The 26131-nt window shown below is 66.7% G+C and carries 22 protein-coding genes; 8 read left to right on the top strand and 14 right to left on the bottom strand.

Going from position 1 to position 26131, the window contains the following annotated elements:
• Positions 1 to 28: 28 nt before the first annotated feature.
• The 6 genes from CIW53_RS14145 to CIW53_RS14170 all read right to left on the bottom strand — a co-directional run bounded on the left by CIW53_RS14145 (position 29) and on the right by CIW53_RS14170 (position 7241).
• The gene (locus tag CIW53_RS14145; protein WP_149365365.1) at positions 29 to 661 is read right to left on the bottom strand and encodes a CvpA family protein; all 633 of its coding nucleotides are present in this window, start codon (positions 659 to 661) and stop codon (positions 29 to 31) included.
• Between the two features lie 39 nt (positions 662 to 700).
• A complete protein-coding gene (locus CIW53_RS14150) occupies positions 701 to 1735 on the bottom strand; it encodes an SPOR domain-containing protein (protein ID WP_149365366.1) in 1035 nt (344 codons plus the stop codon).
• Positions 1736 to 1823: 88 nt separating this feature from the next.
• Positions 1824 to 3119, bottom strand: coding sequence for a bifunctional tetrahydrofolate synthase/dihydrofolate synthase (gene folC / locus CIW53_RS14155; protein ID WP_149365367.1), 1296 nt, complete (start codon positions 3117 to 3119; stop codon positions 1824 to 1826).
• Between the two features lie 141 nt (positions 3120 to 3260).
• Complete coding sequence (locus CIW53_RS14160) at positions 3261 to 5591, bottom strand: heavy metal translocating P-type ATPase (RefSeq protein ID WP_197736662.1); 2331 nt, start codon at positions 5589 to 5591, stop codon at positions 3261 to 3263.
• The gene (locus tag CIW53_RS14165; protein ID WP_149365369.1) at positions 5588 to 6013 is read right to left on the bottom strand and encodes a heavy metal-responsive transcriptional regulator; all 426 of its coding nucleotides are present in this window, start codon (positions 6011 to 6013) and stop codon (positions 5588 to 5590) included. Before CIW53_RS14165 ends, CIW53_RS14160 begins: the two co-directional genes overlap by 4 nt.
• Before the next feature lie 58 nt (positions 6014 to 6071).
• Complete coding sequence (locus CIW53_RS14170) at positions 6072 to 7241, bottom strand: membrane dipeptidase (protein ID WP_242451918.1); 1170 nt, start codon at positions 7239 to 7241, stop codon at positions 6072 to 6074.
• Between the two features lie 97 nt (positions 7242 to 7338).
• Between CIW53_RS14170 and CIW53_RS14175 the strand changes: the two genes are divergently transcribed.
• Together CIW53_RS14175 and CIW53_RS14180 are read left to right on the top strand one after the other, a co-directional pair.
• A complete protein-coding gene (locus tag CIW53_RS14175; protein ID WP_149365370.1) occupies positions 7339 to 8109 on the top strand; it encodes a TetR/AcrR family transcriptional regulator C-terminal domain-containing protein in 771 nt (256 codons plus the stop codon).
• Positions 8110 to 8194: 85 nt separating this feature from the next.
• Positions 8195 to 9460 carry a phospholipase D-like domain-containing protein gene (locus CIW53_RS14180; protein ID WP_149365371.1) on the top strand — a complete coding sequence of 422 codons (1266 nt, stop codon included), beginning with the start codon at positions 8195 to 8197 and terminating at the stop codon, positions 9458 to 9460.
• Between the two features lie 118 nt (positions 9461 to 9578).
• Here CIW53_RS14180 and CIW53_RS14185 read toward each other — a convergent pair whose 3' ends face one another.
• Positions 9579 to 11036: a PLP-dependent aminotransferase family protein gene (locus CIW53_RS14185; protein WP_149365372.1), complete on the bottom strand. Its 1458-nt coding sequence runs from the start codon at positions 11034 to 11036 to the stop codon at positions 9579 to 9581.
• A gap of 88 nt (positions 11037 to 11124) precedes the next feature.
• Here CIW53_RS14185 and CIW53_RS14190 point away from each other — a divergent pair, with 88 nt between their 5' ends.
• Together CIW53_RS14190 and CIW53_RS14195 are read left to right on the top strand one after the other, a co-directional pair.
• Positions 11125 to 11922, top strand: a complete 798-nt coding sequence (locus CIW53_RS14190) for an MBL fold metallo-hydrolase (protein ID WP_149365373.1) — start codon at positions 11125 to 11127, stop codon at positions 11920 to 11922.
• 17 nt (positions 11923 to 11939) lie between these two features.
• Complete coding sequence (locus tag CIW53_RS14195; protein ID WP_149365374.1) at positions 11940 to 12413, top strand: cupin domain-containing protein; 474 nt, start codon at positions 11940 to 11942, stop codon at positions 12411 to 12413.
• 23 nt (positions 12414 to 12436) lie between these two features.
• Here the strand turns inward: CIW53_RS14195 and CIW53_RS14200 are convergent, their stop codons facing one another.
• The 5 genes from CIW53_RS14200 to CIW53_RS14220 all read right to left on the bottom strand — a co-directional run bounded on the left by CIW53_RS14200 (position 12437) and on the right by CIW53_RS14220 (position 17723).
• Positions 12437 to 12898 (bottom strand): GNAT family N-acetyltransferase, encoded by a 462-nt coding sequence (locus CIW53_RS14200; protein WP_149365375.1) that lies wholly within the window; start codon positions 12896 to 12898, stop codon positions 12437 to 12439.
• Positions 12899 to 12970: 72 nt separating this feature from the next.
• Positions 12971 to 14812, bottom strand: coding sequence for an ABC transporter ATP-binding protein (locus CIW53_RS14205; protein WP_172969686.1), 1842 nt, complete (start codon positions 14810 to 14812; stop codon positions 12971 to 12973).
• A 226-nt stretch (positions 14813 to 15038) separates the two neighbouring features.
• Positions 15039 to 16694 carry a serine hydrolase gene (locus CIW53_RS14210; protein WP_149365377.1) on the bottom strand — a complete coding sequence of 552 codons (1656 nt, stop codon included), beginning with the start codon at positions 16692 to 16694 and terminating at the stop codon, positions 15039 to 15041.
• Between the two features lie 4 nt (positions 16695 to 16698).
• Positions 16699 to 17040, bottom strand: a complete 342-nt coding sequence (locus CIW53_RS14215; protein WP_242451919.1) for a transcriptional regulator — start codon at positions 17038 to 17040, stop codon at positions 16699 to 16701.
• Positions 17037 to 17723 carry a hypothetical protein gene (locus CIW53_RS14220; protein ID WP_149365378.1) on the bottom strand — a complete coding sequence of 229 codons (687 nt, stop codon included), beginning with the start codon at positions 17721 to 17723 and terminating at the stop codon, positions 17037 to 17039. Before CIW53_RS14220 ends, CIW53_RS14215 begins: the two co-directional genes overlap by 4 nt.
• A gap of 177 nt (positions 17724 to 17900) precedes the next feature.
• Here CIW53_RS14220 and CIW53_RS14225 point away from each other — a divergent pair, with 177 nt between their 5' ends.
• From CIW53_RS14225 to CIW53_RS14235, 3 genes are all read left to right on the top strand, one after another.
• The gene (locus CIW53_RS14225) at positions 17901 to 18395 is read left to right on the top strand and encodes a GFA family protein (RefSeq protein ID WP_149365379.1); all 495 of its coding nucleotides are present in this window, start codon (positions 17901 to 17903) and stop codon (positions 18393 to 18395) included.
• A gap of 218 nt (positions 18396 to 18613) precedes the next feature.
• Positions 18614 to 21016 carry a DUF3772 domain-containing protein gene (locus CIW53_RS14230; RefSeq protein ID WP_149365380.1) on the top strand — a complete coding sequence of 801 codons (2403 nt, stop codon included), beginning with the start codon at positions 18614 to 18616 and terminating at the stop codon, positions 21014 to 21016.
• A gap of 103 nt (positions 21017 to 21119) precedes the next feature.
• On the top strand, positions 21120 to 21554 hold the full coding sequence (locus tag CIW53_RS14235) for a VOC family protein (RefSeq protein ID WP_149365381.1): 435 nt from the start codon (positions 21120 to 21122) through the stop codon (positions 21552 to 21554).
• Positions 21555 to 21612: 58 nt separating this feature from the next.
• On the opposite strand, the gene CIW53_RS14240 is transcribed toward CIW53_RS14235, so the two are convergent.
• Complete coding sequence (locus CIW53_RS14240; protein WP_242451926.1) at positions 21613 to 23214, bottom strand: alpha/beta hydrolase-fold protein; 1602 nt, start codon at positions 23212 to 23214, stop codon at positions 21613 to 21615.
• A 155-nt stretch (positions 23215 to 23369) separates the two neighbouring features.
• Positions 23370 to 25055: a serine hydrolase gene (locus CIW53_RS14245; protein WP_149365383.1), complete on the bottom strand. Its 1686-nt coding sequence runs from the start codon at positions 25053 to 25055 to the stop codon at positions 23370 to 23372.
• A 178-nt stretch (positions 25056 to 25233) separates the two neighbouring features.
• Between CIW53_RS14245 and CIW53_RS14250 the strand changes: the two genes are divergently transcribed.
• The gene (locus CIW53_RS14250) at positions 25234 to 26079 is read left to right on the top strand and encodes a DUF72 domain-containing protein (RefSeq protein WP_149365384.1); all 846 of its coding nucleotides are present in this window, start codon (positions 25234 to 25236) and stop codon (positions 26077 to 26079) included.
• The last annotated feature ends 52 nt before the right edge of the window (positions 26080 to 26131 follow it).

Below are 26131 nucleotides of genomic sequence, written 5' to 3' on the forward strand. Positions count from 1 at the left end.
TTCAGAAAGTCGTATTCGGAAAACGTGTTCAGGAACCCGTCGGTCGCGCAGCGGCGCTGTCGACAGCCGCCGGTATCGCCTGCGGCACGGCGGTCGTCGTCGGCGCGGGCGTTGCCCCCGATATGGGGGACAACAGCGACGTCGGCAAGCGCGGCAGGTGATCGAGCATGGCAGCCGGGTGCAAATGTTCGCCGACGCTGGCCGGCACCCGCTGCTCCAGCCATGCCGCCACGCGCTGGAATTGTGGCAGCAAGACCGATTGCTGCCACCAGGGATCGCGCGTGAAGGCGGTAAATCCGACCAGGAACACCAGCAGCGTCACCAGCAGTACGCCACGAGCGAAACCGAACAGCATGCCCAGCAGGCGATCGGTACCGGAAAGCCCGGTGCCCTCGATCAGCTTCCTGATCACGAAACGCAGCAGCGCACCGAAGATCAGCACAGCCACGAAACAGATACCGTAACCGACGATGATCCGCACCGACGGCACATGGATGACGCCCTCGAAATGTGCCGCCACGACCGGTCCGAACACCCAGGCTGCCCAGAACGCGGCGACCCAGATCACCAGGGCCAGCACCTCGGAAACGAGCCCGCGCCACAGTCCGATCAGAATCGACAGGCCGAGGATGCCGAGGATGATGTAGTCGGTCCAGTTCATCGGTTCATCCGGCCATCGTCGGTGCCAGCGTCGACATGCTCAGGGTACCGACACGACGTTGCCGTCGATGCCAAGCCTGGCCTTGATCTGATCGTGTACCTGCTGCGCATCGCCGCGCTGCGTCTGCGGCCCGGCGCGCACGCGCCACAGGGTCTTGCCGCCGGACTGCACCGAGTCGACGAAGCCGTCGAAACCGTTCGCGCGCAACTTGTCGCGCAAGGCGTTGGCATCGGCCCGATCGCTCACGGCCGCCAACTGCACGGCCCAGCCGCCCGGCTTGCCGGCCGCCGATGCGGTTTTCGTCGATCGGGTGGCCGCCGTCGCCGCGTCGTCGTGACTGGCGTCCTGCTCCAGCCGCGCCGGCACGCCGGGGATGGACTGGATGATCTTCAGGCGCGCCGCTTCGGCCGCCGTGCGCGTCTCGAACGGCCCCGCGATGACCAGCGTGCGCGGCTTGCCGGCCTGGCTGATGGCATGGCCCGTAACGGGATAGCCCAGTGCGCGCACGCGACGCTCCAGGTTCGCGGCACCGGCGGCACTGGCGTACGCGCTGAGGTTGAGCGAATAGCTGCCATGGCCCGCTGCGGGTGCTGCAGCTGTCGTTGCCGGGGGCGTTGCCGGCGCCACGGCGGGTTTGACCGGCGCCTTGACCGGGGGCGGCGGCGTGATCGCGGGCGGGGTGCTGTCGACGGCGGTCCGCTGCGCAATCACCGGCTGGCTCGGCGACGCGCCGGTGCCGATCTTCACCGTGGTCGGCACCGGCGGCTTGCCCGCCTCGGGATCGGTTTCCACATCGCGCGGGCGGTTCGAGCCGATCTCGACCGTGGCCAGTCGATCGCCCGAGGCCGGCGTCACCGACGTGGTCGGCAGCGCGGCAGCAGTCGACGAACCGGCCACGGCATCCGGGCTCAGGCTCATCGTCCGGGTCTGCAGGTCACGATCCGGCGCCGGCGGTATCGCCAGGTTGACGGCCTGATCGCCACCGGGAGCCGGCGGATTGCTGGAAAAGAACATCGGCACGAACAGAACCGCCAATGCAATCAGGACGGCGGCTCCCAGCAGGCGTGTTTTCAAGTCTTCGCTCCAAGGCGGCAAACGCGATGCACAACGGCGCGATTATACCTGCCCGCGCCGAGCCCCATGAGCCGACCGCCAAGTCGCCTCAATTGCTGCGTTCAGCAAGTACGGCGCTGGCCACGAAGAACGAGCCGAACGCCAGGATCCGCTCGACCGGCCGCGTCGTCGATCGCGCCGCCGCCAGTGCAGAGGGCACATCGGGATGCATGTCGAACGACGCCTGCGGAAGGGTCTGCTGCAGGATCTCGGCCAGCGACGCCACCGCCAGCCCGCGCGGCGTCGCCTGGTCCAGCCCGGCCAGGTGCCAGTGGTCGATCCGTGCGCCCAATGCAGCGATCACACCGGCCACGTCCTTGTCCGCCAGCGCGCCGTAGACCGCATGCACGCGGGCCGGCGGTTGTGCGTCCAGCCATTCGGCCAGCGCGCGCGCAGCCTGCGGGTTGTGGCCCACGTCCACGATCAGGCCCGGATCGCCACCGAGCGACTGCAGGCGTGCCGGCGCGCGCACCGCATGCAGGCCGGCGCAGACCGTTGCGAGGAAGTCCTTTGGTGCGATCGACTCGTCGTCGCGCCACAAGGCGTGCAGCGCCGCTATCGCCGCGGCGGCATTGGCATGCTGCACCGGCGCCACCAGGGCCGGATCGGGCAGTTCCATCGTGGTGCCGTCGCGATGCCGCCAGCGCCAGCCGTCCATGTGACGCTCGGTGTGGAAATCGACGCCCGCACGTTCCACTCGCGCCGCACACGCAGCCAGCGCATTCAGCAGCCCCGCCGGGGGATCCAGTTCGCCCACGATGGCCGGCCGCCCGTGCCGCGCGATGCCGGCCTTCTCGCGACCGATGCTGTCGCGATCCGGACCGAGCCACTCCATGTGGTCAAGGTCCACCGTGGTGACGATCGCCACGTCCGCGTCGATGATGTTCACCGCGTCCAACCGCCCGCCCAGGCCCACTTCCAGCACCGCCACATCGAGCGCGGCACAGGCAAACAGGTCCAGCGCAGCCAGCGTGCCGAACTCGAAATAGGTCAACGGGATGGCATCGTCCCGATCCGCTCCCCGCGCCGCCTCGATCCGCTCGAACGAGGCGACCAGCGCGGCGTCGCCGGCGTTGACGCGATCGATGCGGATGCGCTCGTTGTAATCCAGCAGGTGCGGCGAGGTGAATGCACCCACCCGCAAGCCTGCCGCGGACAGCATCGCCTCCAGCAGCGCCACGGTCGACCCCTTGCCGTTGGTGCCGCCAACGATGATCACCTGCTTCGCCGGTGCCGGCGCGCCCATGCGTTGCCACACCTCGCACACGCGATCGAGCCCCAGCTCGATGCTGTGCACGTTGACGCTTTCCTGGTACGCCAGCCATTGGGAGAGAGTGCGGGTCATGCGACGATCATGTGGAGGAGAGGCGCGAAGCTTAAGGCAAGCCGCGCCCCGTAGGAGCGGCTTCAGCCGCGATGCCCTTGCCTTGGGCTCAGGAACAAGGGCATCGCAGCTGAAGCCGCCCCATTCCGACCCACAGCACGTTCACAATCTGGTCTTGCGCAGCCGCAGCGCGTTGCTCACCACCGACACCGAGCTGAAGCTCATCGCCAACGCGGCAATCATCGGCGACAGCGTGACGCCGAGCCACGGATACAACGCACCGGCCGCCAGCGGCACGCCGACCGCGTTGTAGACGAAGGCGAAAAACAGGTTCTGGCGGATGTTGCGTACCGTGGCCTGCGACAGCCTGCGCGCACGCACGATCGCGCCCAGTTCGCCCTTCACCAGAGTCACCTGCGCGCTCTGCATTGCCACGTCGGTGCCGCCGCCCATCGCAATGCCGATGTCGGCGGCGGCCAGCGCCGGCGCGTCGTTGATGCCATCGCCCGCCATCGCCACGCGGCGGCCTTCGGCCTTGAGCCGGTTCACCACCGCCGCCTTGTCGGCCGGCGACGCATCGGCGTGCACCTCGTCGATGCCCAGCGTACGGGCCACCGATTGCGCGGTGGTGGCGTTGTCGCCGGTAAGCATCACGATGCGCAGGCCGACAGCGTGCAACGCCTCGATCGCCGCAGGCGTTTGCGGCTTGATCCGGTCGGCCACTGCCAGCAAGGCGGCGAGCGTTCCATCGACCGCCAGGAACATCACCGTGGCGCCCTGCCCGCGCAATTGTTCGGCGCGCGCCTTGGCGTCGTCACCGATCTCGATGCGCAACTCGGCCATCAGTTTCGCGTTGCCCAACGCCACGTCGTCGGCGTCCACTTTCGCACTGACGCCACGACCGGCCAGCGAACGGAAGTCCACTACCGCCGGCATCGCCGCTTCCTCGGCATCCGCGGCATTCACGATCGCCCGTGCCAGCGGATGCTCGCTGGGCCGCTCCAGCGCGGCGGCCAGCGCCAGCAGATGTTCGCGCGGCTGCCCGCCCAGGCTCACCAGCTCGGTCAACACCGGTTTGCCCATGGTCAGCGTGCCGGTCTTGTCCACCACCAACGTGTCGATGTCATGCAGGGATTCAATGGCCCTGGCATCCTTGAACAACACGCCATGCTGCGCCCCGCGCCCACTGGCGACCATGATCGAGATCGGCGTGGCCAGGCCCAGCGCGCACGGACACGCGATGATCAACACCGACACCGCGGCGATCAGCGCGTGGGTGAGCCGCGGCTCCGGCCCCAGCAGCGCCCACGCCGCGAACGCGATCAGGGCAACTGCCACCACCGCCGGCACGAACCACGCCGCCACCTTGTCGGCCACGCGCTGCAGCGGTGCCTTGCTGCGCTGGGCCTGTGCCACCAGCGCCACGATCTGCGCCAGCATCGTTTCGCCCCCGACCTTCTGTGCGCGCATGGTCAGCGCGCCATCCTGGTTCACGGTGCCACCGGTCAGCGGCTCATCCTTCGTCTTCGCCACCGGCATCGGCTCGCCGGTGAGCATCGACTCGTCGACGTGGCTCTCGCCGTCCAGCACGATGCCATCGACCGGAACCTTTTCACCGGGACGCACGCGCAGCACGTCGCCGGCATGCAGGTCATCCAGCGACACGTCGCTCTCGCTGCCGTCGGCGGCGATCCGTCGCGCGATTTTCGGTGCCAGCCCCAGCAATGCCTTCAGCGCTGCACCGGTACGCCGGCGGGCGCGCAGCTCCAGGAAATCGCCCAGCGTGACCAGGGTGACGATCACCGCCGCCGATTCGAAATACACCGCGACACGGCCGTGCATGTCGCGGAACCCGCCCGGAAAAATCCCCGGCAGCAGGAACGCCACCGTGCTGTACAGCCACGCCACGCCTGTACCCAGCGCGATCAACGTGTACATGTTCGGCAACCACGGCTTCAGCGAACGCCACCCACGCGCGAAGAACGGCGCACCGCCCCACAACACCACGATGCCGGCCAGCACGGCCTCGATCCACGCCGCCACGCCATCCCATGGCGCGGGCAGATGCCAGCCGAACAGATGCGGCCCCATGGCCAGCGCGAATACCGGCACGGTCAGCGCAACCAGCAGCCAGAAACGCCTCGTCATCGAGGACAGCTCGCCGCCGTCGTCCGCGTCCAGCGTCGGCATCATCGGCTCCAGTGCCATGCCGCAAATCGGGCAATGACCGGGGCCGACCTGCCGGACTTCGGGATGCATCGGACAGGTGTAGATCGTGCCGGGTGGTGCCGGGGGCGATTCCCCGCGCGCTTCGAGATACGCCGACGGATCAGCCACGAACTTTTCGCGGCATCGCGCTGAACAGAAGCAATACGTCTGGCCATCGTTCTCGGCGCGGTGTTTTGCGGTCCGCGGATCCACCGTCATCCCGCACACCGGATCGATCGTCGTCGCGGCCCCGTCGCCGCCGTGGCAGCAGGCGTGGGCGTTCATGCCGACACCTCGTCGTCGCTCAGCGCGCGCAGGATCGGGCATGCTTCCGGCTTGCCATGCCCCGGGCACGACGCGACCAGCTGCGCCAACCCGTCACGCACGCGCTGCAACTCGACGATCCGCTGCTCGATTGCCGCCAGTCGCGTTTCGGCCCGCTGCTTCACCGCCTTCACTCCGCGCTGGCGATCGGCCGACAGCGCCAGCAACTCGCGGATCTCCTCCAGCGTGAAGCCGAGATCCTTCGCGCGGCGGATGAAGCGCAACTGGGCAACCGTGCCGTCACCGTAACTGCGATAGCCCGAGGCACGCCGCTGCGGCTCGGGCAGCAGGCCCTCGCGCTCGTAATAACGGATCGTGTCGATCGCCACGCCGACGCGTTTGGCGAGGGCACCGATGGTCAGGGAGGGAGTTTGTGTGTTCATGCCGCCTACTCTAGACCTTTGATCAAGGTCCAGAGTCAAGCGGCTTCCATCCGGCGTGCTACACCGTCCAGATTTCCTTGAACACGCGGCTGAAATTCAGACCCAGCACCTTCTCGGTCGCGCGGCTGCCGTAGCCGCGTTTCAGCAGAGCGTCCGCGACCCGCTCCAGCTTGCGCGGCGTGTTGATGTCGGGGATGTAGGGCGGCCGATTTTCGCCGGGCGCACCCACACCCGCTTTGCGTCGCGCTTCCTCATCCGCTGCGATCGCCTTGAGATCGCTGTCGCCGACGGTGAAGAACATCGAATCGGTACCGATGCCGACGTGGTCTTCGCCGCACACGTCGAGCGCATGCAGCATGTGCCGCATGTAGTCCTCGAGCATCGGTTGGCGGGTATCGACCGTGAGGAATGGCAGCATGTAGATGCCCATCACGCCGCCCTTGTCGGCCAGCGCCTTCATCTCGCGATCGGGCTTGTTGCGCGGATGGTCGAACACGCTGCGACAACCCGAGTGCGTGAATACCGGCGGCCTGGTCGACATCGCGATGCCGTCGGCGGTGGTGCGCACGTTGGCATGGCTGAGGTCGAGCGCGACACCGAGTTCGTTCATCCGCGCGATCGCCTTGCGCCCCAGCGCGGTGACACCATCGCTGTCGCCGTCGAGGCAGCCGCAGCCGAACGGCGTGCGGTGGTTGTACGACAACTGCATCACCCGCACGTCGAGCTGGCGGAACAGGTCGATGCGTTCGAGCTTGTCCTCCAGCATCGACGCCGCCTCGAACGAGAAGATGATCGCGACCTTGTGCTCGCGCCTTGCCCGTTCGAGGTCGTCGTGGCCGACCACCTTGACGAACATGTCGGGGTATCGCTCGATCAGCGCCTGCGCCGCGGCGATGTCGGCCACGGTTTCCTCGAACGTCCCGCTGGCACCGCCGAGCGTGCTTTTCAGCGCGGTGAGGCCGGAATCGCGGATGGCCTGCAGCTCCTTGCCGATGTCCTTGTCGCCCGCCAGGGTTCCGAACGAGGCGAGCGTGTTGCAGTCGAGCACGAAGGCCTTGCGATAGAGCGCATCGGCGTTCGTTTCGCCCGTGGCCACCGATGCATCGCCGAGGACCAGGCCGCCCTTGCGGGCAGCGAATGCCTTGGCCGGGAGTACCGGCAGCACAGTGGCCAGCAGCGCACTGCCGGAAAGGGCCAGGATTTGCCGGCGCGTCCACATATCGCTCATGAGATTGCCTCTTCGAGGTTGCGCCGGCATCGGCGGGAAGGCTGCGACGTTCAATTTATCAGTGATAAACTAGCATCCGGAAAACCGAGGTACAAGCATGCGCAAGAAGGCTCCCGACACCGCCCGCAAGCGCGTCCGCGCACCAACTGCCGCAGCCACCGCCGGCAGCCGGGCCGGGCTCGCCCGCGACCACCTGGTCGAGGCCGCGCTCGACCTGCTGCAGGAAGCCGGTCTCGACGCACTCAGCACGCGCCGGCTGGCCGACCGCCTCGGCGTGAAATCGCCGGCGCTGTACTGGCACGTGCACGACAAGGACGAACTGCTCGGCCTGGTCGCGGACGCGATCTGCGCGAGGATGGCGTTGCCGGCGGCCAGCTTGTCGTTCCGACAGCGTCTCGAAGCGATCGCCGGAGAATACCGCCGCGTGCTGATCGCCCACCGCGACGCCGCGCGCCTGTTTGCCGAACAGGCCCCGACCGGACCGCACCGCATCAAACTGTACGACGCCGCCGTGGGCGCCTTTCTGGACAGCGGCTTCACGCCGCCGGAGGCCGTCGCCATGGCGACGTTCTACCGCAACTACCTGCTCGGCATGATCGCCGAGGAAACTCGCCAGGCCTGGCCAACCCGCCCGGAAACCCTGCGTCCCACGGTGGCCTTGGGTATCGAGCTTTCCCAGCTCGGCGACAACGCGCGCGATTATCCGAACCTGCAAGGCACCGCTGGACTGCTTGCGGACATCGACCCGGCGGAGCTGTTCCGGATCGGCCTCAAGGTGTTGCTCGACGGCATGGAATGTCGGCTCGGAGAGATCGCCCATCCTGCCAGGGCAAAATCCGCCGGCAGTCATGGAAAACGAAAACCCTAGCTGCGACAGGCCCATTCACCAGCCCATGACCTCGGATCGGGATCATCCGCGACAGATACCGACACCTCCGGGGACAGCCGCAAACATGTGGACCGTGATACTTGCCGCCATCGTGATCACGGCTTTCGTCGTCATCGTGCTGATGAACTTCCATCGCCCGGAAAAATCCGTGCGCCATCACGTCGAGCACTGCCATGCGATCGACGACCCGCAATTCATCCACGAGATGGACGCGATGCTCGGCTCTGCCCTGCTTGCAGGCAATGCGATCACCGCACTGCAGAATGGCGACGAGATTTTCCCGGCCATGCTGCAGGCGATCCGCGGCGCACAGCGCAGCATCACGTTCGAGACCTACATCTACTGGTCCGGCGAGATCGGCCAGCAATTTGCCGACGCGTTGAAGGAGCGCCGCCAGGCCGGCGTGGCGGTCCACGTGATGCTCGACTGGGCCGGCAGCGCGAAGATGGATGCCCGCCTGCTCGACGAACTCGTCGACGCCGGCGTCGAGTTGGAGCGCTACCACCCGCTGCGCTGGTACAGCATCGCAAGACTCAACAACCGCACGCATCGCAAGTTGCTGGTGGTCGACGGCCGCATCGGCTTCACCGGGGGTGTCGGCATCGCCGACCAGTGGAGGGGCCACGCGCAGGATCCCGACCACTGGCGCGACATCCACTTCCGCGTGGAAGGCCCCGTGGTGGCGCAATTGCAGGCCGGCTTCATGGACAACTGGATCAAGACCACCGGCCGCGTGCTGCACAGCGCCCTGTACTACCCCGCGCTGGAAAAAACCGGCGATACCGGCATGCACCTGTTCGTCAGCTCACCCGCCAGCGGCAGCGCCAGCATGCGGTTGATGTACCTGCTCGCGGTCGCCGCCGCTACCCGTTCGATCGACCTGCAGGCCGCCTACTTCATCCCCGATCGCCTGGTTGCCGAGGCCCTGATTGACGCGCGCGAACGTGGCGTCCGCGTTCGCCTGCTCGTGCCCGGCCGCTACATCGACTCCGCCCTGGTACGCATGGCAAGCCGCCGCCGCTGGGGCCCACTGCTCGCTGCCGGCGTGGAGATCCACGAGTACCGGCCCACGATGATGCACAACAAGATGCTGATCCTCGACGGCGAATTGGTCTCGGTCGGCTCCACCAACTTCGACATGCGCTCATTCGACCTCAACGACGAAGCCAGCCTCAACATCTACTCCCGCGAATTCGGCCGGAAGATGACCGCGGTGATGGACGCCGACCTGCAGCATGGCAAGCCATATACGCTGGCGATGTGGCAGCAGCGGCCGTGGCGGCAGAAGCTCGGCGAGCTGCTGGTGCGGCCGATGGAGTCGCAGTTGTAATCGCCCGCTGGCGGCCATCCATTTGGCGCTCCGAACACACCCGCCACGCAGCTTCCCGCAGGAGTCCCCGGGGGCATGGCTTTGAACAGCAACAAGAGCGCCGCCCGCCGGCGGACTCCTACCGACCCCGCCTTTTTTCCAACGCACGACGCATGTTCTTCAGCGCCGCTGCAATGTCGCCCGTATCGATGACCCCGTAGCCGAACGTCACCGCCGGTTCGATGTCACGCGTCATCGCATAGTCCGCCGTCGATTCCGCACCCGGGGCGAAGCGCAGCACGGTCGGCATGACCTTCGGCGCCAGCCCCGGATCGCGGAACCGCGCGGCGAGGTGCAGGCCGGCTTCGGAGGGAATCGGTTGCAGCCATTCGCCGAGTTCGCGGTGCAGTCCGTCGAGCAGGGCTTCGCGGCGTTCGGCGTAGATCGGCCGCATGTGACGCACGTGGCGGGCGAGATGGCCATCGCGGATGAAGGCGGCAAGAGCGGATTGGGTGATGCTGTCGCAGTGCGAGTCGACACAATGCTTGACCGTGATCAGGCCGTTGCGGGCCCACGCCGGTGCGACCACGAAGCCCTTGCGCAGCGAAGGAAACATGCTCTTGGAGAAGGTGCCCGCGTAGAACACCAGGGCGTCGCGGTCGAGCGTCTGCAAGGCATCCAGCGGGCGGCCGCCGAAACGGAATTCGCCGTCGTAGTCGTCCTCGACGATCACCGCGCGATGCCGGCGTGCGAAGTCGAGCAAGGCCGTGCGCCGGCGCAGCGACATCGCCACACCGGTGGGCGACTGGTGCGACGGGGTGACACTGATGATGCGCACGTCGTCGGGCAGGCGCTCGACGCACAGGCCCTCGTCGTCCACCGGCAGCGGCACCAGTTGCGCGCCGGCGGCAGCGAACGCGGCGCGCACCGGCGGGTAGCCCGGCTCCTCCACCGCTACCTTCGTCTGTCCCGGCGTGACCAGCAGGCGGGCGATCAGGTCGAACGCCTGCTGTGCGCCGGAGGTGACGATCACGTCGTCGGCCGTGCAGGCCACCGCGCGGGCGAACGCGACGTGCTGCGCGATCACCTCGCGCAACGCGGGGATGCCCTGCGATGGCGCATAGGCGAACTGTTCGCGCGAGCTTTTGCGCAGCGTCTGCGCCATCAACCGGCGCCAGACGTCGTGCGGGAAATGGCGATGGTCGGGAATGCCGAGACGGAAATTGCGCTCGGGCAGCACGCGCGCGGGCGACGGCGCCATGAACGGCGTGCGCCAGACCGGCGCGAAACGCGACTCGTCGATGCCGACGCTGGCCCCGGGCGGTTTCGACGCCCGGCGCCGGGCGAATTCGGCGACCTGCGGCTTCGCGCCCTTGCGCGGAATCAGGTAGCCCTCGGCGATCAGCAGATCGTAGACGGTGACCACGGTGTTGCGCGCCACGCCCAATGCCTCGGCGACTTTCCTGGTCGCGGGCAAGGGCGAATGGGCCGGCAGGCGGCCGTCGAGGATGGCCGCGCGCAACTGCTGGTGCAGCTCGTGCGCGAGCTTGCCGTGACTGCGCGGCAGGTTCACGGGAAACGGAAAAACTGGTTCCATCAAATATCTCGTGAATGGATCAATCAAGGATCCAGATTACTCCTAGAGTGGACCTCGAAGCGACGCTCGATTCCACGGAGACCAAGCCATGACGATGTCGATCTGCGAGACCTGCGGCACCCAGTACCCGGATACGCCCAGCCACTGCCCGGTGTGCGAGGACGAGCGCCAGTACGTCGGCGCGAACGGCCAGACCTGGACGACGCACGAGGCGCTGAAAGCCACGCACACCCTGCGCCTGGAAGACGAGGCCGGCGTGCTCGGCATCGGGCTGGCGCCCGACTTCGCGATCAACCAGCGCGCGCTGTACCTGCCGACGGACGCGGGCAACATCCTGTGGGAATGCCTCAGCCTGGTCACCGACGAGGCGGTCGAAGCGCTGCAGGCCCGCGGCGGCGTGGACCTGATCGCCATCTCGCATCCGCATTTCTATTCGTCGATGCTGGCGTGGAGCGAAGCGCTCGGCAACGTGCCGATCCTGCTGCACGAGGCGGATCACGACTGGGTGCGTCGACCGTCGCCGAACATCCGGTTCTGGCACGGCGACACGCACCGCTTGTCCGGCGGGGTAACGCTGATCCGCACCGGCGGCCATTTCCCCGGCAGCACCGCGCTGCACTGGAAGGACGGCCCGCGCGCCGGCGGCGCGCTGTTCTCGGGCGACACGCCGCAAGTGGCGAGCGACCGGCGCCACGTCGGCTTCATGTACAGCTATCCCAACTACATGCCGATGCGACCCGATGCCGTCCACGACATGCAGGCGCGCCTCGCGGGCTACGCGTTCGAGGATGTCTACGGCTACACCTGGGGCCGCAACATCATCGGCGGTGGCCGCGCCGCCATCGACGCCTCGTTCGAACGCTACCTGTCCGCCATTGCCGCCTGAGCCACGGAGTCATGCCGATGACCACGCCCTCCTCCCGCCTGCACGATTACCTGCCCGCCCGCTTCAACACCACGGCCGCGCGACAATGGATCCCGTCCGCGACACCGGGCAAGTCGTCCAGTCCGCTGCGTTTCTTCGCCGACGATCGCGGCTTCGTGGAACTGCTGCGCATGGAGCCCGGCGTGGTGATGCCGCTGCATCGCCACAGCGGCGAGATCCACGCCTACAACCTCAGCGGCACGCGCAAGCTGTGCACCGGCGAGCTGATCGGTCCGGGCGACTATGTGTACGAGCCGCCGGGCAACGTCGACTGGTGGAAGATCGTCGGCGACGAGCCGATGCTGGCGCTGGTGATCGTGATGGGCACGGTCGAATTCCTCGGCCCCGGTGGCGTGGTGACCGCTCGGGCGTCAGCCAGCACCCAGCTTGCCGACTACAAGCGTCATTGCCGCGAGCATGGACTGACGGTGCAGGATCTGCTCGACCAGTAGGCCGACGTTGCGCGACCGGCGCGCTACAGCATCTTCCGGTACACGACGAATCCCGACTTGTCCGCGACCTTGTCATACAACTGCATGGCCGCCGCATTCGTCTCATGGGTCTGCCAGTAGACGCGCGCAGACCCTGCCTGTCGCGCGCACTCGTACACTGCCTCGATCAGGGCGCGGCCGACGCCCTTGCCTCTCGCAGCCTCGACGGTGAACAGGTCCTGCATGTAGCAACTCATGGCGAGCTGGATGGTGCTGCGGTGGTAGAGAAAGTGCGCCAGCCCGAGCAGGCGGTCGCCGCTCTCGGCGACGAGGGCGTGCATCGGCTCGCCGGCATCGAAGAAGCGTGCCCAGGTTGTCCGGGTGATATCCGCAGCCAAGGCGGTCGGGCCGCTGCGACCGTAGAAGGCGTTATAGCCGTTCCACAAAGGTTCCCACGCGGGAAAATCCGTCGACTGCACGGGTCGGATCACGACGGGATGGTTCATGCGGGCATCCTGAATTATTGAAAGCTGCGGAGGGAGCATTGGCCCGCCCTGGATATTGGCGCCGGCATCGACCTAGGCCAACGCGTCATCTGCCGCCACGAAACCGCCGGTCTGCCGCTTCCACAACCGCGCGTACAGGCCTTCGTGCACGATCAGTTCGGCATGCGTGCCGGTCTCCACGATCCGCCCCTTGTCCAGCACCACCAGCCGATCCATTCGCGCGATGGTGGAGAGGCGGTGTGCGATCGCGATCACCGTCTTGCCCTGCATCAGGATGTCGAGGCTGTCCTGGATCGCGGCTTCGGCTTCGGAGTCCAGAGCCGACGTCGCTTCGTCCAGCACCAGGATCGGCGCATCCTTAAGCAGCACGCGGGCGATGGCGATGCGCTGGCGTTGGCCGCCGGAGAGTTTCACGCCGCGCTCGCCGACCAGCGCGTCGTAGCCGCGGCGGCCTTCGCCGTCGCTGAGGGTCGGGATGAACTCGTCGGCGCGTGCCTTGCGCACCGCTTCGATGATCTGCGCTTCGCTGGCATCCGGACGTCCATACAACAGATTGTCGCGGATCGAACGGTGCAGCAGCGAAGTGTCCTGGGTCACCACGCCGATCTGCGAACGCAGGCTTTCCTGGGTGACGCCGGCGATGTCCTGGCCGTCGATCAGGATGCGCCCGGCCTCGAGGTCGTACAGCCGCAGCAGCACGTTGACCAGGGTCGACTTGCCGGCGCCGGAAGGGCCGACCACGCCGATCTTCTCGCCCGCACGCACGGCCAGGTCGAGACCCGCAATCACCCCGCCCTGCTTGCCGTAGTGGAAATGGATGTGCTCGAAGCGCACCGCGCCATGGGTCACTTCCAGCGGCATCGCGCCTTCGCGGTCCTGCACCGCACGCGGTTGCGAGATCGTGGTGATGCCGTCCTGCACCGTGCCGACGTTTTCGAAGATGCCGTTGACCACCCACATGATCCAGCCAGACATGTTGTTGATCCGGATCACCAGCCCGGTGGACAGCGCGATCGCGCCCACGGTCACCCGGCCCTCGCTCCACAGCCACAGCGCCAGCGCCGAGGTACCGACGATCAGGAAGCCGTTGAGCGTGGTGATGCTGGCGTCCATCGCGGTGGTAACGCGGGTCATCCGGCGCAACTTGTCGGTCTGCTCGGCCATTGCATCTGCGACATAGGCTTCCTCGCGCCGCGTATGCGCGAACAGTTTCAGCGTCAGCACGTTGCTGTAGCCGTCGACGATGCGGCCCATCAGTTTCGAGCGCGCCTCCGACGCCTTCCACGAACGCTGCTTGACGCGCGGAATGAAGAAGCCCAGCAGACCCACGTACGCGAACACCCAAACCACCAGCGGCGCGGCCAGCCAGAAATCCGCCTTGGCAAACAACACGATCGCGCTGCCGGTGTAGATGGTGACGTACCAGATCGCATCCACGATCTGCACCGCCGATTCGCGCAGCGCGCCGCCGGTCTGCATGATGCGGTTGGCGATGCGTCCGGCGTAATCGTTCTGGAAGAAGCCGAGGCTTTGGCGAATCACGTAGCGATGGTTCTGCCAGCGGATGCGGTTGGTCAGGCTGGGCAGGATCGCCTGGTTGACCAGCAGGTCGTGCAGGCTGTTCAGCACCGGCCGCGCGATCAGCGCCACGAAACCCATCCATAAAAGGGTGCGCCCGTGCTCATGAAAAAACGCCGCCCCCGGCGTGCCTTTCGCCATGTCGACGATGCTGCCGATGAAGCCGAACAGCGACACCTCGACGATCGCCACGCCGAAACCCACCACGATCGCCGCAGCGAACACCGGCCATACCTGGCGCAGGTAGAACGCATAGAAACGCCATACCGATGCGGGCGGCATGCTGTCGACGGGTTCCCTGAACGCGTCGATGAGGGATTCGAACCAGCGAAAGATCATGGGGTGCGCAGACAGCGGGGAGCGGATAGCGTGGATGCTGCCCGGCTTCGACGCAAGCGTCGATGCCGGCGGCTACGCAGTCGAATCCGGCAGGCTACCGGTTCTTCCGTCCACGCCTCCCGCACGTGCGATCGCGAGCCGACTGCGCAAAGAACAAGACGATGAAAATGGCGATGATGGCTGCCGACATGGGAACACTCCTCGCAAGACGTGGAAACGACAGTCAGGGTTGACGCGGCGCGCGCAGGTCCTGGCCGTTCTGGTGCAGCACCAGCGCCAAGACCTTGCCGGCCGCATCGCGCTTGAAATCCAGCCGGGCATCGACCACGGTGTAGAAGAAGTGATCCTTCGCCTTCGCATAAACCGGATACGCCGCCTGACCGGTCAATTGGACGTACAGCTGCCCGTGCTGGACGGTGATCGCGAATTCCGCGCCTGCGCCCAGTGCGTAACGCCCGACGTAATCGTGCAGCAACGCCGGATCGAGCCTGACGCTGGACGTACCGTCCGTCGCGGTCGCGCTTTGCGTGCGTGGCGCGTGCCGGTCGTGTCCGTTCTGGTGCAGGGTCAGCGCGCCGACCTTTCCGTCGGCGGCGCGTTCGAAATCGATGGTGATCGGCGCGACCCTGGCGAAGAAGGCATCCGGTGCGCTGGCGAACAGCGGAAACGCGCCCTGCCCGGTGGCCTGCACGAACAGCTGGCCGGCACGGCGGAATACGTTCAACGCATGGCCCGGGCCAAGCGTGTATAGCCCGACGTAGGCAGCGAGTTGCGCGGGCGGCATGGCTATCGCCTTGTGTACCACCGGCAATGGCGCCGACGGCAGCAAGGCCGCGAAGCCCAGATCCTGCGGCGCGCCGGTGGCATTGGCCAGGATCACCACGCCGCGGCGGCCGTCGCTGGTGAAGCCGACGAAGCTGCTGTAGCCGCCGGTTTCGCCGTTGTGCCAGATCACGTCGCCCTGCGCCGTGTGATGGGTCATCCAGGCCAGCCCGATGCGATCGCCGCCGCCGATGTCGCGCCGTGGCTCATGGGCCAATCGCATGGCTGCGGCCAGCGACGTTTTCAGCAGGCCCATGTTGGCCTGCAGATAACGCGACATGTCGTCGCCCGTGCTCAACAAGGTGCCGGCACCGGCCAGGACATCCCACTGCCAATGCCTGGCAGCCTCACCTTCCTCGTCGTGACCGGGCGCGAGTCGCGCGCGCATGGCGGGCGTCAACTCGGCACCGCTGGAGCGCATGCCCAGCGGAGCCAGCACCTCGCGTTGCACGAGCTCGCCGTAAGACAGTTTTGCGTGCTGCGCCAGCGCCTCACCGAGCAGGCCGAAACCGAGGTTGGAATATTCGTAGGCCGCGCCGGGATCACGCGGCAACGTGTAGCTGGCCAGGAACGCCCTGAGCCGGTCGCGCCCGTAATCCGCATACGGATTGCCCAGATCCGCCGGCTCCAGGTTGCCCGGCAACCGCGGCAATCCGGAGAACTGTTCGGCCAGCAAACCCAGCGTGATCGGCCTGCCGTTGCGCGAAGGTATATTGAAGCCCGGCAACAGCGTGGCCACCGGCGTGTCCAGGCTCACGGTCTTCGCCTCGACCGCGTGCGCCAGCAGCAACGCGGTGAAGGTCTTGGTCACCGAGCCGATCTCGAACACGGTGTCGCCATCCGGTGCGCGGCCATCGGCGAGCTTGCCGAAACCGGCGACTTGCGCATGGCCATCGTCGACCATCACCACCACCAATGCCGGATAGACCCCGGCATCGGCGTACTGCCGAGCCACCTTCGCGATGCGCGCCGGCAGCACCGCGGGATCGGCGGAGGCAAGCGAAGCCAAAGCCAGCGACAGCGCAGCGGCCAGCACCCATTTCAGGGAATGCCTCATCACGTCATCTCCGTTTCGTGCCGGCTGCCGGGTCGGGAAGTTCCTGCATGACGGCCGCCAGCTGTCGTCGATAAGCGGCCAGTGCACGACGACCGGCCGGCGTGATGCACAGTTCGGTCAGCGGACGCTTGCCGCGGAAACTCTTCTTCACCTCGATCAGGCCACCCGCTTCCAGCTTGCTCATGTGGCTGGACAGGTTGCCCTTGCTCAGACCGCTCATCTGTTCCAGGAAGCCGAACTCGACTTCCTTCGCGCCTGACAGCACCGCCAGGATCAGCAGCCGCGCCGGCTCGTGTACCAGCCGGTCCAGCGCCATCACTTCGCCAAGGCGACCCGGCGTGCTCACGATTCACCTGCCGGCGCGCCGCGCAGTTGCCCAAGACGCAGGCGCAACTCGCGGAACTGGCGATGTTCCGCCACGCCTCTGGCGATCATCGCCAGCGCCGCCAACGGGAACATCAACGCCACCAGCGACATCAACATCCCCTGATGCGTGTGGGTGGTACCGATCAGCGGATAAAAACCGCCGGCGCTGACCACCGCCGCCTGACAGAAAAGAAAGGTGCCCACGATGAAGTCGAGCGGGCTGCGCAGCCAGCGCCAGGCGGCCACGACCAGCAGCCACAGCAGCGCCAGATAGCCGAGCATGCCGGCCGGCAGCGACCACGCATGCTGTCGCGCGGTCATGCCGATCGACGTGGTGAGGATCACCGCCACCAGCAAGGTCACCGCGACGCAGAACCAGTGCATGTGACGTTCCTGTGGCGTCTCGAGCTGTTCGACATGACCCATCCGCTGGTAGTAGCGGCGCACCATCCAGCCCTTGGCCAGCAGCCACGCGGCGGGGATGGCGATCAGCACCGCGCGCGTCGCCGGCGTCGCCGGCAGCAACGGGCCGCCCAGATAGACGATCAGGCACAGCACGCCGCCGAGCACCGACGACATGCCGCCGGCACTGCGCGAATAGCGCGCGTAGCTGCGGGTCAGCGACTCCAGTTCGTGCAGGCGGTTTTCGACATTTGCGGACATGGGCATGCCTTGTTTTGCTCAACTGCAAATTAGTTTGCAATGCAAACTTATTGGAGTCAAGGCCCCACCGAAATCTTCACGCCGGCAGCAGCGGTTTACGCGTGGCAGAATCCGGTGTCCCGGCACGCGATCGCCGGCACGTACACGGCCCGGCCAACCGGTATGCGGGAGATCACGATGTCCGTCGACAGTACATTCGAAGGCGCCTGCACCTGCGGCGCGATCCGCTATCGGCTGACCAGCGCACCGATGATCGTGCACTGCTGCCACTGCAGCTGGTGCCAGCGCGAGACCGGCAGCGCGTTTGTCATCAACGCGATGATCGAGACCGATCGGCTGGAATTGCTGCAGGGCGAGCCGATCATGGTCGACACGCCCTCATGCAGCGGCAAGGGCCAGCAGATCGCGCGCTGCGCGCAATGCCACGTCGCGCTATGGAGCCATTACCCAGGCGGCGGCAAGGCGGTGGCGTTCGTGCGGGTCGGCACACTGCAGGAGCCATGGCGGTTGCCGCCGGACGTCCATATCTACACCTCGACCAAACAGCCATGGGTGCTGCTTCCCCCGCACGTGCCGGCGGCTGACGAGTTCTACGACCTGGACGAAGTCTGGTCGCCTGCCAGCCTGGAGCGCCGCGCCGCGTTGCGCGCGGCCAGGGCCCGGAACAACTGAGAACCCGCATGACCCATGGGGAGCGGCTTTTCTGTGGGAGAGGCTTCAGCCGCGATGCTTTGGGTTTGGATCGACCAAAATTGAAGCAATCGCGGCTGAAGCCGCTCCCACAGAAGGTCGAATGAAGCGGCTCGCCAATCTGAACGCCAGCCACAAACGCCGCCGTCACGCCGTCCAATACGATTGACCGTCCATGAGCGCGCTCCGATCATGCGCGGATGCCCAATCTTCCCCGCTACTTTCTGCTGTTGCTGCTGGTCCTCGGCGGCGGCACGCTGCACGCCCAGAGCAACGACCAGCCCAACGCGCCTGCCGTCACTCCGGCGCAGGCACTCGACCAGATGGGCGACCAGCTCGATGCCGTCAAGGCTGCGTTGAAGGACGCCAAAGCCGACGTGCCCCTGGCCGACCTGCGCAATACCGCGCTCGGCGTGCAGGATCAGGCACGAGCGCTCACCGCCAGCCTCACGCCACAGATGGCCGCGCTGCAGGCCCAGCTCACGGTGCTGGGACCACCCCCGGCCAAGGGGGCTCCGGCGGAAGCTCCGGAAGTTGCCGCCCAGCGCCGGAAACTGGACCGGGCGCAGGCCGACCTCGACGCGCAGATCAAGCAATCGCAACTGCTCAACCAGAACGCGATGCAACTGGCTGCGCAGATCACCGGCCTGCGCAACGACCAGTTCCAGGCGCGGCTGGCCTCGCGCACGTCCACCCCGTTCAGCCGCACGTTCTGGGCCGATCCGGCAAGGACGTTTCCGGACGACCTGACCCGGCTCAGGCGGCTCGGCACACGCTTCGCAGCCGATCTCGGCCAGGCGTGGCAACCGCCGAACCGGACGCCGCTGCTGTGGTGCCTGATCGCCGCCGCCTTGCTGCTGGGCGGTGGTCGCTGGGTGCTGGAACGGCTGCTGCTGATGCTGGCCACCCGGCACGTACCGGACGGCCATTTGCGGCGCAGCGCGATGGCCAGCGCAGTGGCGCTGACCGCGATCCTCACCACCGGGCTGGCGGCGCAGCTGGCGTATCTCGGACTGAACTGGAACGACATCCTCGACGACGACATCCGGGCGCTGGCGACCTCCGCGGTCCGGCTGGTGTGTTTTGCGGCATTCGTGACCGGACTGGGCCGCGCACTGCTGTCCGTGCGCCGGCCATCCTGGCGCCTGCCGGCCTTGTCGGACCTGGCCGCGCAGCGGCTGCGGCCGTTCCCGTGGCTGCTGGCTGCCGCGGCGCTGCTGTTCGGCATGGTCGAGCGCACCAGTCGCACGATCGGCGTCAGCCTGCCGGCCACGGTCGTCACGCGTGGGCTGTTCGCGCTGGCCATCAGCGGACTGATCGGCGTGGCGCTGTTGCGCCTGCGGCGCAGCCGGCGCGAGCTGGCCGTCGGCAATACCGAAGCCGAGCACCGGCCGCTGTGGGTCGGCCTGCTGCTCGCCGCCGCCGCGCTCGGCGTGGTGATCAGCTGGCTCGGCGTGGCCACCGGTTTCATCGCGCTGGCGTTCTTCATTGCGGTGCAGATGCTGTGGATCGGCGTGATCGTGGCCACCGTCTATCTGCTGATCCACCTGCTGACCGACTCGATCGACACCCTGCTGTCGCCCAAGGGGCGCAGCGGCGAGCGCCTGCAGGCCACGTTCGGGCTGGCACCGCACACGCTGGAGCAGGCCTCCACGCTGCTGGTCGGCGTCTGCCGCATCGGATTGATCCTGCTGGCGCTGGCGACCGTGCTGACCCCGTTCGGTGCCGGCCCGACCGATCTGTTGAACAGCGCCAGGCAAACCTTGAGCAACCTGAGGCTCGGCAATCTTCCGATCGAACCGGGCAGCATCTTCACCGGCGCGCTGACGCTGGTGATCGGCGCGGTCGTGCTGCGCCTGCTCAAGCGCTGGCTGCGCGAAGAACTGCTGCCGAAGTCCACGATGGAAGCCGGCATGCAGGACTCCATCGTCACCCTGCTCGGCTACCTCGGCGGCATGCTGGTTTTCGTGCTGACGCTGGCGGCGCTGCATGTGGACCTGAAGAGCATCGCGTGGATCGTCAGCGCCTTGTCGGTGGGCATCGGTTTCGGCCTGCAGGCGATCGTGCAGAACTTCATCTCCGGCCTGATCCTGCTGGTCGAGCGGCCGGTGAAGGTGGGCGACTGGGTCAGCCTGAGCAGCGACGTCGAGGGCGACATCCGCCGGATCAACGTGCGCGCCACCGAGATCCAGATGGGCGACCGCTCGACCGTGATCGTGCCGAACTCGCAGCTGATCACCCAGAACGTGCGCAACGTGACCTTGGCCAACGCGCAGGGCCGCGTGCAGATCAAGCTGCCGATGCCGCTGGATGCCGACGCCGGCAAGGTGCGCGAACTGATCCTGGAGGTGTTGCGTGCGCACGCAGGCACGTTGAAGCTGCCCGAACCGTTCGTCCGGCTGGAAAACCTCGATGGCGGCATGATGATGTTCAATTGCATCGCCTACGTCGCCAGCCCGCGCGAGGTGGGCGGCGTGAAAAGCGACCTGCTGTTCGAGCTGCTCGAACGCCTGCGCGGGGCAAGAATGCCGCTGACCAGCCCGCAAAGCATGCTCGTGCGCACGTTGCCGCCCGTGTTCGAGGACGACAGCGAGCAAGGATGATCCACCAGAGCGATCATCCCCGGATCGAGCCCCGGGTGTCCGGTGGAAGCATGGCTTGCGATCGCGCTAGCCTGTGCGCACCGTCCGCCACGGAGTCCCCATCATGTCTCCCGCACAACATCCCGGCAGCACCATCATCCCCTGCCTGCGTTACCGCGACGCCCACGCGGCGATCGACTGGCTGTGCAAGGCGTTCGGCTTCACGAAAAACGCGGTGTACGAAAACGAGCGAGGTGGCGTGGAACATGCCCAGCTCGCTTACGGCAACGGCATGGTCATGCTGGGCGAAGTACGCGACAACGAGTTCGGCCGGCACATCGCGCAGCCCGACGAGATCGGCGGCCGCGAGACACAATGCGCCTGCGTGACCGTGACCGACTGCAAGACGCACTACCGGCAGGCCAAGGCCGCCGGCGCGGTGATCGTCGACGACTATGCGGAGAAGGAATACGGTGGTGCCGGCTACAGCTGCCACGACCCGGAAGGCCATCTGTGGTACTTCGGCAGCTACGATCCGTGGCAGCCGGAACAGGCCTGAAAAACCACGGCTGAAAAACGGAAGGCCGGCGGCATGGCCGGCCTTCGTCTTTTGCGGGTTAGTGGAGCGCCGGCTTCAGTGTCGAATGCGGCCGCGCGACCGCGTACATGTCCCAGCTGATCTGCTTGAGCAGCGCGTGCCGGTCCTTGCCCTGCACGTACAGATCCATGTGGGTCTTGTTGGGCAGGAAACGGATGTCGGACTTCGCGTGCAATCCGTCCAGCACGGCCTTGAGCTTGTGCGCGGCACCGTCGAGATAGAACGTGTCGGCGGTACCGACGTACAGGTGGATCTTGCCGTCGAGGTCGGGCTCGAGCTGCGCCCAGTCGCGTTGCAGCCGGTAGGCGATGTCGTAGTGTTCGCGCCAGTAGGCGACCACGACCGGATCGACCACGCCGGTGTCGCGGTCGAACATCGGCATCGGGCGACCGTCCGCGCCGCGCGGCGAGAACACCCAGTCGAACGACGCCATCTGCCCGCCGTATGGGCCGAGCACACGCTCCAGCTTCGCGAACTGCTCGTACGTGCCCAGTACCTTGCCGTGATCGCGCACCAGCGGATAGGCCGACCCGTCCGGCCGGCGGTAGACGTTCGCGTTCGGCGCGTACAGGTCGACGCCGGTGAAATCGTGGAAGTCGCTCGGGTCCGGCGAGGTCGACCAGGTGCCACCGAAGATTTTCGGGTAACGCGTCTGCAGCCACAGCGTGGCCCAGCCGCCGGAGGAATGGCCATTGAGGAAACGCCCGCTGGCGCGGCCATCCATGCGGTAGCGCGATTCCAGTTCGGGAATCAGCTCGGTGGTCAGTGCCTGACCCCACGGGCCGTTGTTGACCGAGTCAGCGAACTCGTGGGTGCCGGTCGGGCTCGACTCGTCCAGGAACACCCAGATCATCGGCGGCATGTCGCCCTTGGCCATCGCCGCGTCGACGCTGGACAGCGTTCCCATCACGCGCTCGTTGTTGCCGCCGAAACCCTGCGTGTAATACACCACGGGATAACGCACGGATGCCTTGGCGTCGTAGCCCGGCGGCACCAGCACCCAGCCGAGCATGTGGATCGGGCGACCCCAGAATGCACTCAGCGAAGGACTGACGAAGTCGACCAGGGTCGCGTGCCGGCGCGCGGCGGCCATGCCGTCGCGGACCGCGGCCGGCGCCGACGCCGGCACCGCCCACGGATTGCGCCCCGGCAGCGCCTTGGCCAGGGTCAGCGCGGGGACCTCGGCGCTCGGCAGGTGGACCTTCACCACCGCGCTGACCAGATCGCCGGCACCGCGCCCGGTGTAGTTGTAGTCGTGGTTCACGTCGAGCACCGCCTGCACCAGGTAATCGCCCGGCGGCAATTGCGAGTAGCCTGCCGGAAACGCGACCCGGTCGGCGTCGATGTCGACTGACTGCCCCGGCTCCCAGTGACTGACCTCGCGCGCCGCCACGCTGGTCTCGGTGGCACGGAACGGATTGGCGTCGACCTCGTCGACCTTGCCGCTGTGGTCCCTGGACTCGGCCTTCGCCGCCGCCACCGCGGTCTTCTCGTCGATCGCGAACAGCAGCAGTCGCCCGGAAACGGGCTGGTTCGAAGCGGCGCCGAGCTGCACGTGGAAGAAGCGGTGGGCGCTTGCGCTGCCGGTCCGCGCCTCGACCGAACCCGCCAACAACCCCATGCACAGCAACGAGGCAATGACGTGACGACGAAAATGCATGATGGATATCCCCTGACGATCAGATGATGGAGCGAAGGAAATCTCGAATAACTGCCTTTTTGCTCGTCGGGAGCTTTTCGAGGCTCCCCTGAAGGCCTGCTTTCGCGGGCCATCAATCAATCGTGCTGCGACTTCGATGTATCCACTGCCAGCGGCACCAGGCGCAAGTCCTGGAAGTCGAAGCTGAAGTCGGTCAGCGGCGAGATCGGCTGCATGCGCATCTCGCGGATATGGCCGTCCACATCCAGGCTGAAATCGACGAACGCATCGGCGTTGAGCGCGCGATCGTCCCAGCGCACGGTGAAGGTATCGTGCTGCCACGGCGTCATCGTGCCGACCAGTTGCGGGGTCTTGCTGAAGCGCAGGCGCAGCTTGCCGTGCTCGTTGCTGATGACGACGTCGCCGTACCACGGGTCGCGATAGGTACCGGCATATTTCGCCAGCGGCAGCGACGGCTTGCTGTTCTTGTCGCGTGCGGCTTCATGCTTGGCGACGCTGTCGTCGGCCTTGCCCGCAGCATGCTTCACCGCCTTGTCGTAGACGGCCACCCAGTCGGTCTTGTGCGACGCATTGAGGTACGCGTCGAGCACGCGATAAGTCACCGCGTTGAACGCCGCACCGGACTCCTGGTTGGTCAGCACCACCACGCCCAGGTGCAGCTCCGGCACCAGGGTCACCCGCGACACCATGCCCGGCCAGCCGCCGGTGTGCCAGACCAGCCGCCGGCCTTGGTAGTCGGACAGGAACCAGGCCTCGCCGTAACCGTAGAAGTGCGGCGTCAGCGGTGCCAGTTCCGGAATCGGGGGCTTGCCGATGGTGATCGGCGTCAGCATCGACCACATCTGCTGCTGGCTGTCGGCCGAGAACAACCGCTGCGGCTTGCCGTCCGCGCCGTTCGTCGGCAGCATGCCGCCGGCCAGCTGCACGTTCATCCATTTGGCCATGTCGTGCACGCTGGCGTAGATGCCGCCGGCACCGGGATCGTTGAGCCAGGCCATCGGCGGCACCGGTTCGAGATCCTTGAAATCGGATTTGGCGTGGCCCATCGCCACGTCCATGCCGGGCTTGAGGTAGGTCTTGTCGATCAGCGACTCGTCCATGCCGACCGGCTTGAAGATGTGCTCGCGCACGTAGTCGGCGTAGCTCTGGCCGGAAGCCTGCTCGATCACCAGCGTAGCCACCGCGAACAGGATGTTGTCGTAGGCGTAGCCGCTGCGAAAACCGTTCTTGATCGGCACATGCGCCAGGCGCTGCACCACCTCTTTCGTGGTGTACGAAGTCGGCGGCCAGTACAGCAGGTCGCCCGCGCCCAGGCTGAGGCCGCTGCGATGCGCCAGCAGGTCGCGGATGCGCATCTCGTGCGTCACGTACGGATCGGACATGCGGAACCACGGCAGGTGATCGATCACCCGGTCGTCCATCTTCAGCTTGCCGGCCTCGGCCAGTTGCTGCAGCGACGCGGCGGTGAACGCCTTGGTGTTGGAGGCGATCGCGAACAGCGTATGCGCATCGACCTTGTCCGGCTTGCCGATCTCGCGCAGCCCGAAGCCCTGCTCCATCACCACATGGCCGTCCTTGACGATCGCCACCGCGATGCCCGGCACGTCGAAGGCCTTGCGCGCACTGTCGACGTAAGCGCCGAAATCCAGCAACTGCGCCGGCAATGCCGGCCGCACGCGATCGTGGATCGACACCGGCGGCGGCAATTGCCGCGCCGCGGGAGCCTGTGCCCAGGCACTGGTGGCGAACACGAACAGCGCACAACAACCCGCCACGCGCGGGGACATCACTCGCAAGGACATCGTCGGCTCCACTGGGTATCGAAGGCGGCAACTATCGCGGCAAATCCACCGCAAGGCCAGCGCCCGGGATGTCTGTGCCCGCCCAGCTCGATGCGCCATGCCGCCACTGCACGACCGAAGTCACTCACGGATGACGTACGGCGTGGCAAGATCGCCCGACTCCCGCACGGACCACGCCATGCCCGCTCCTGCCGCCACCCACGGCCTGTTCGCCGCGACACCGGACACTTCCACGATCCGCGTCGGCATCGGCGGCTGGAACTACGCGCCGTGGCGCAACAACTTCTACCCGGCCAAACTGGTGCAACGGCGTGAACTGGAATACGCCAGCCGCCAGTTGCGCACGATCGAAATCAACGGCACCTACTACGGTGCGCAGAAGCCGGCCACCTACGCAAAATGGGCGGCGGACACTCCAGCCGGTTTCATCTTTTCATTGAAGGCACCTCGCTATATCGCCGAAGGCAGGAGGCTGGCCGATGCCGGCAAGGGCGTCAGCGGTTTCGTGCATGGCGGACTGGCGGAAATGGGCGATCGGCTGGGGCCGATCCTGTGGCAGCTGCCGCCCTCGCGACCGTTCGACGCCGACGACCTGGCGGCCTTCCTCGACAACCTGCCGCGCGAACTGAACGGCCAGCCGCTGCGCCACGTGCTGGAAGTGCGCCACCCCAGCTTCCTCGACGAACGCTACGTGGCACTGGCCCGCAGGCAGCACATACCGACCGTGTTCACCGACTCGCCCGACTACCCGTCGCTGGCCGACCTCACCGGCGATTTCAGCTACGCGCGATTGATGCGCAGCGCCGACAACGTTCCGACCGGCTATGTGCCTGCCGAACTGGATCGCTGGGCGACCCGCGCGCGTGACTGGGCTGCCGGCAACGACATCGACGACTTGCCGCACGTTGCCGCTGTCGAACCCGAAGCGCCACCGCGCGATGTATTCATTTTCTTCATCAGCGCCGCCAAGCAACGCAACCCCGCCGCGGCGATGGCGTTGCAGTCGCGCATCGACGCCAGTTGATGCCGCCTGCCCCCAAGCGCCCTGCTAAGCTCGCGGCGCATTCATTCACCAG

The organism is Rhodanobacter sp. T12-5 (genome assembly GCF_008329435.1).
In the GTDB taxonomy this organism is placed as follows: Bacteria; Pseudomonadota; Gammaproteobacteria; order Xanthomonadales; family Rhodanobacteraceae; genus Rhodanobacter.

Coding starts and splice junctions, on each gene's coding strand:
- CIW53_RS14145 (WP_149365365.1), bottom strand. CDS start 661: ATGAACTGGACCGACTACATCATCCTCGGCATCCTCGGCCTGTCGATT.
- folC (WP_149365367.1), bottom strand. CDS start 3,119: ATGACCCGCACTCTCTCCCAATGGCTGGCGTACCAGGAAAGCGTCAAC.
- CIW53_RS14160 (WP_197736662.1), bottom strand. CDS start 5,591: ATGAACGCCCACGCCTGCTGCCACGGCGGCGACGGGGCCGCGACGACG.
- CIW53_RS14165 (WP_149365369.1), bottom strand. CDS start 6,013: ATGAACACACAAACTCCCTCCCTGACCATCGGTGCCCTCGCCAAACGC.
- CIW53_RS14170 (WP_242451918.1), bottom strand. CDS start 7,241: ATGAGCGATATGTGGACGCGCCGGCAAATCCTGGCCCTTTCCGGCAGT.
- CIW53_RS14175 (WP_149365370.1), top strand. CDS start 7,339: ATGCGCAAGAAGGCTCCCGACACCGCCCGCAAGCGCGTCCGCGCACCA.
- CIW53_RS14180 (WP_149365371.1), top strand. CDS start 8,195: ATGTGGACCGTGATACTTGCCGCCATCGTGATCACGGCTTTCGTCGTC.
- CIW53_RS14185 (WP_149365372.1), bottom strand. CDS start 11,036: ATGGAACCAGTTTTTCCGTTTCCCGTGAACCTGCCGCGCAGTCACGGC.
- CIW53_RS14190 (WP_149365373.1), top strand. CDS start 11,125: ATGACGATGTCGATCTGCGAGACCTGCGGCACCCAGTACCCGGATACG.
- CIW53_RS14195 (WP_149365374.1), top strand. CDS start 11,940: ATGACCACGCCCTCCTCCCGCCTGCACGATTACCTGCCCGCCCGCTTC.
- CIW53_RS14200 (WP_149365375.1), bottom strand. CDS start 12,898: ATGAACCATCCCGTCGTGATCCGACCCGTGCAGTCGACGGATTTTCCC.
- CIW53_RS14210 (WP_149365377.1), bottom strand. CDS start 16,694: ATGAGGCATTCCCTGAAATGGGTGCTGGCCGCTGCGCTGTCGCTGGCT.
- CIW53_RS14220 (WP_149365378.1), bottom strand. CDS start 17,723: ATGTCCGCAAATGTCGAAAACCGCCTGCACGAACTGGAGTCGCTGACC.
- CIW53_RS14225 (WP_149365379.1), top strand. CDS start 17,901: ATGTCCGTCGACAGTACATTCGAAGGCGCCTGCACCTGCGGCGCGATC.
- CIW53_RS14230 (WP_149365380.1), top strand. CDS start 18,614: ATGCCCAATCTTCCCCGCTACTTTCTGCTGTTGCTGCTGGTCCTCGGC.
- CIW53_RS14235 (WP_149365381.1), top strand. CDS start 21,120: ATGTCTCCCGCACAACATCCCGGCAGCACCATCATCCCCTGCCTGCGT.
- CIW53_RS14240 (WP_242451926.1), bottom strand. CDS start 23,214: ATGGGGTTGTTGGCGGGTTCGGTCGAGGCGCGGACCGGCAGCGCAAGC.
- CIW53_RS14245 (WP_149365383.1), bottom strand. CDS start 25,055: ATGTCCTTGCGAGTGATGTCCCCGCGCGTGGCGGGTTGTTGTGCGCTG.
- CIW53_RS14250 (WP_149365384.1), top strand. CDS start 25,234: ATGCCCGCTCCTGCCGCCACCCACGGCCTGTTCGCCGCGACACCGGAC.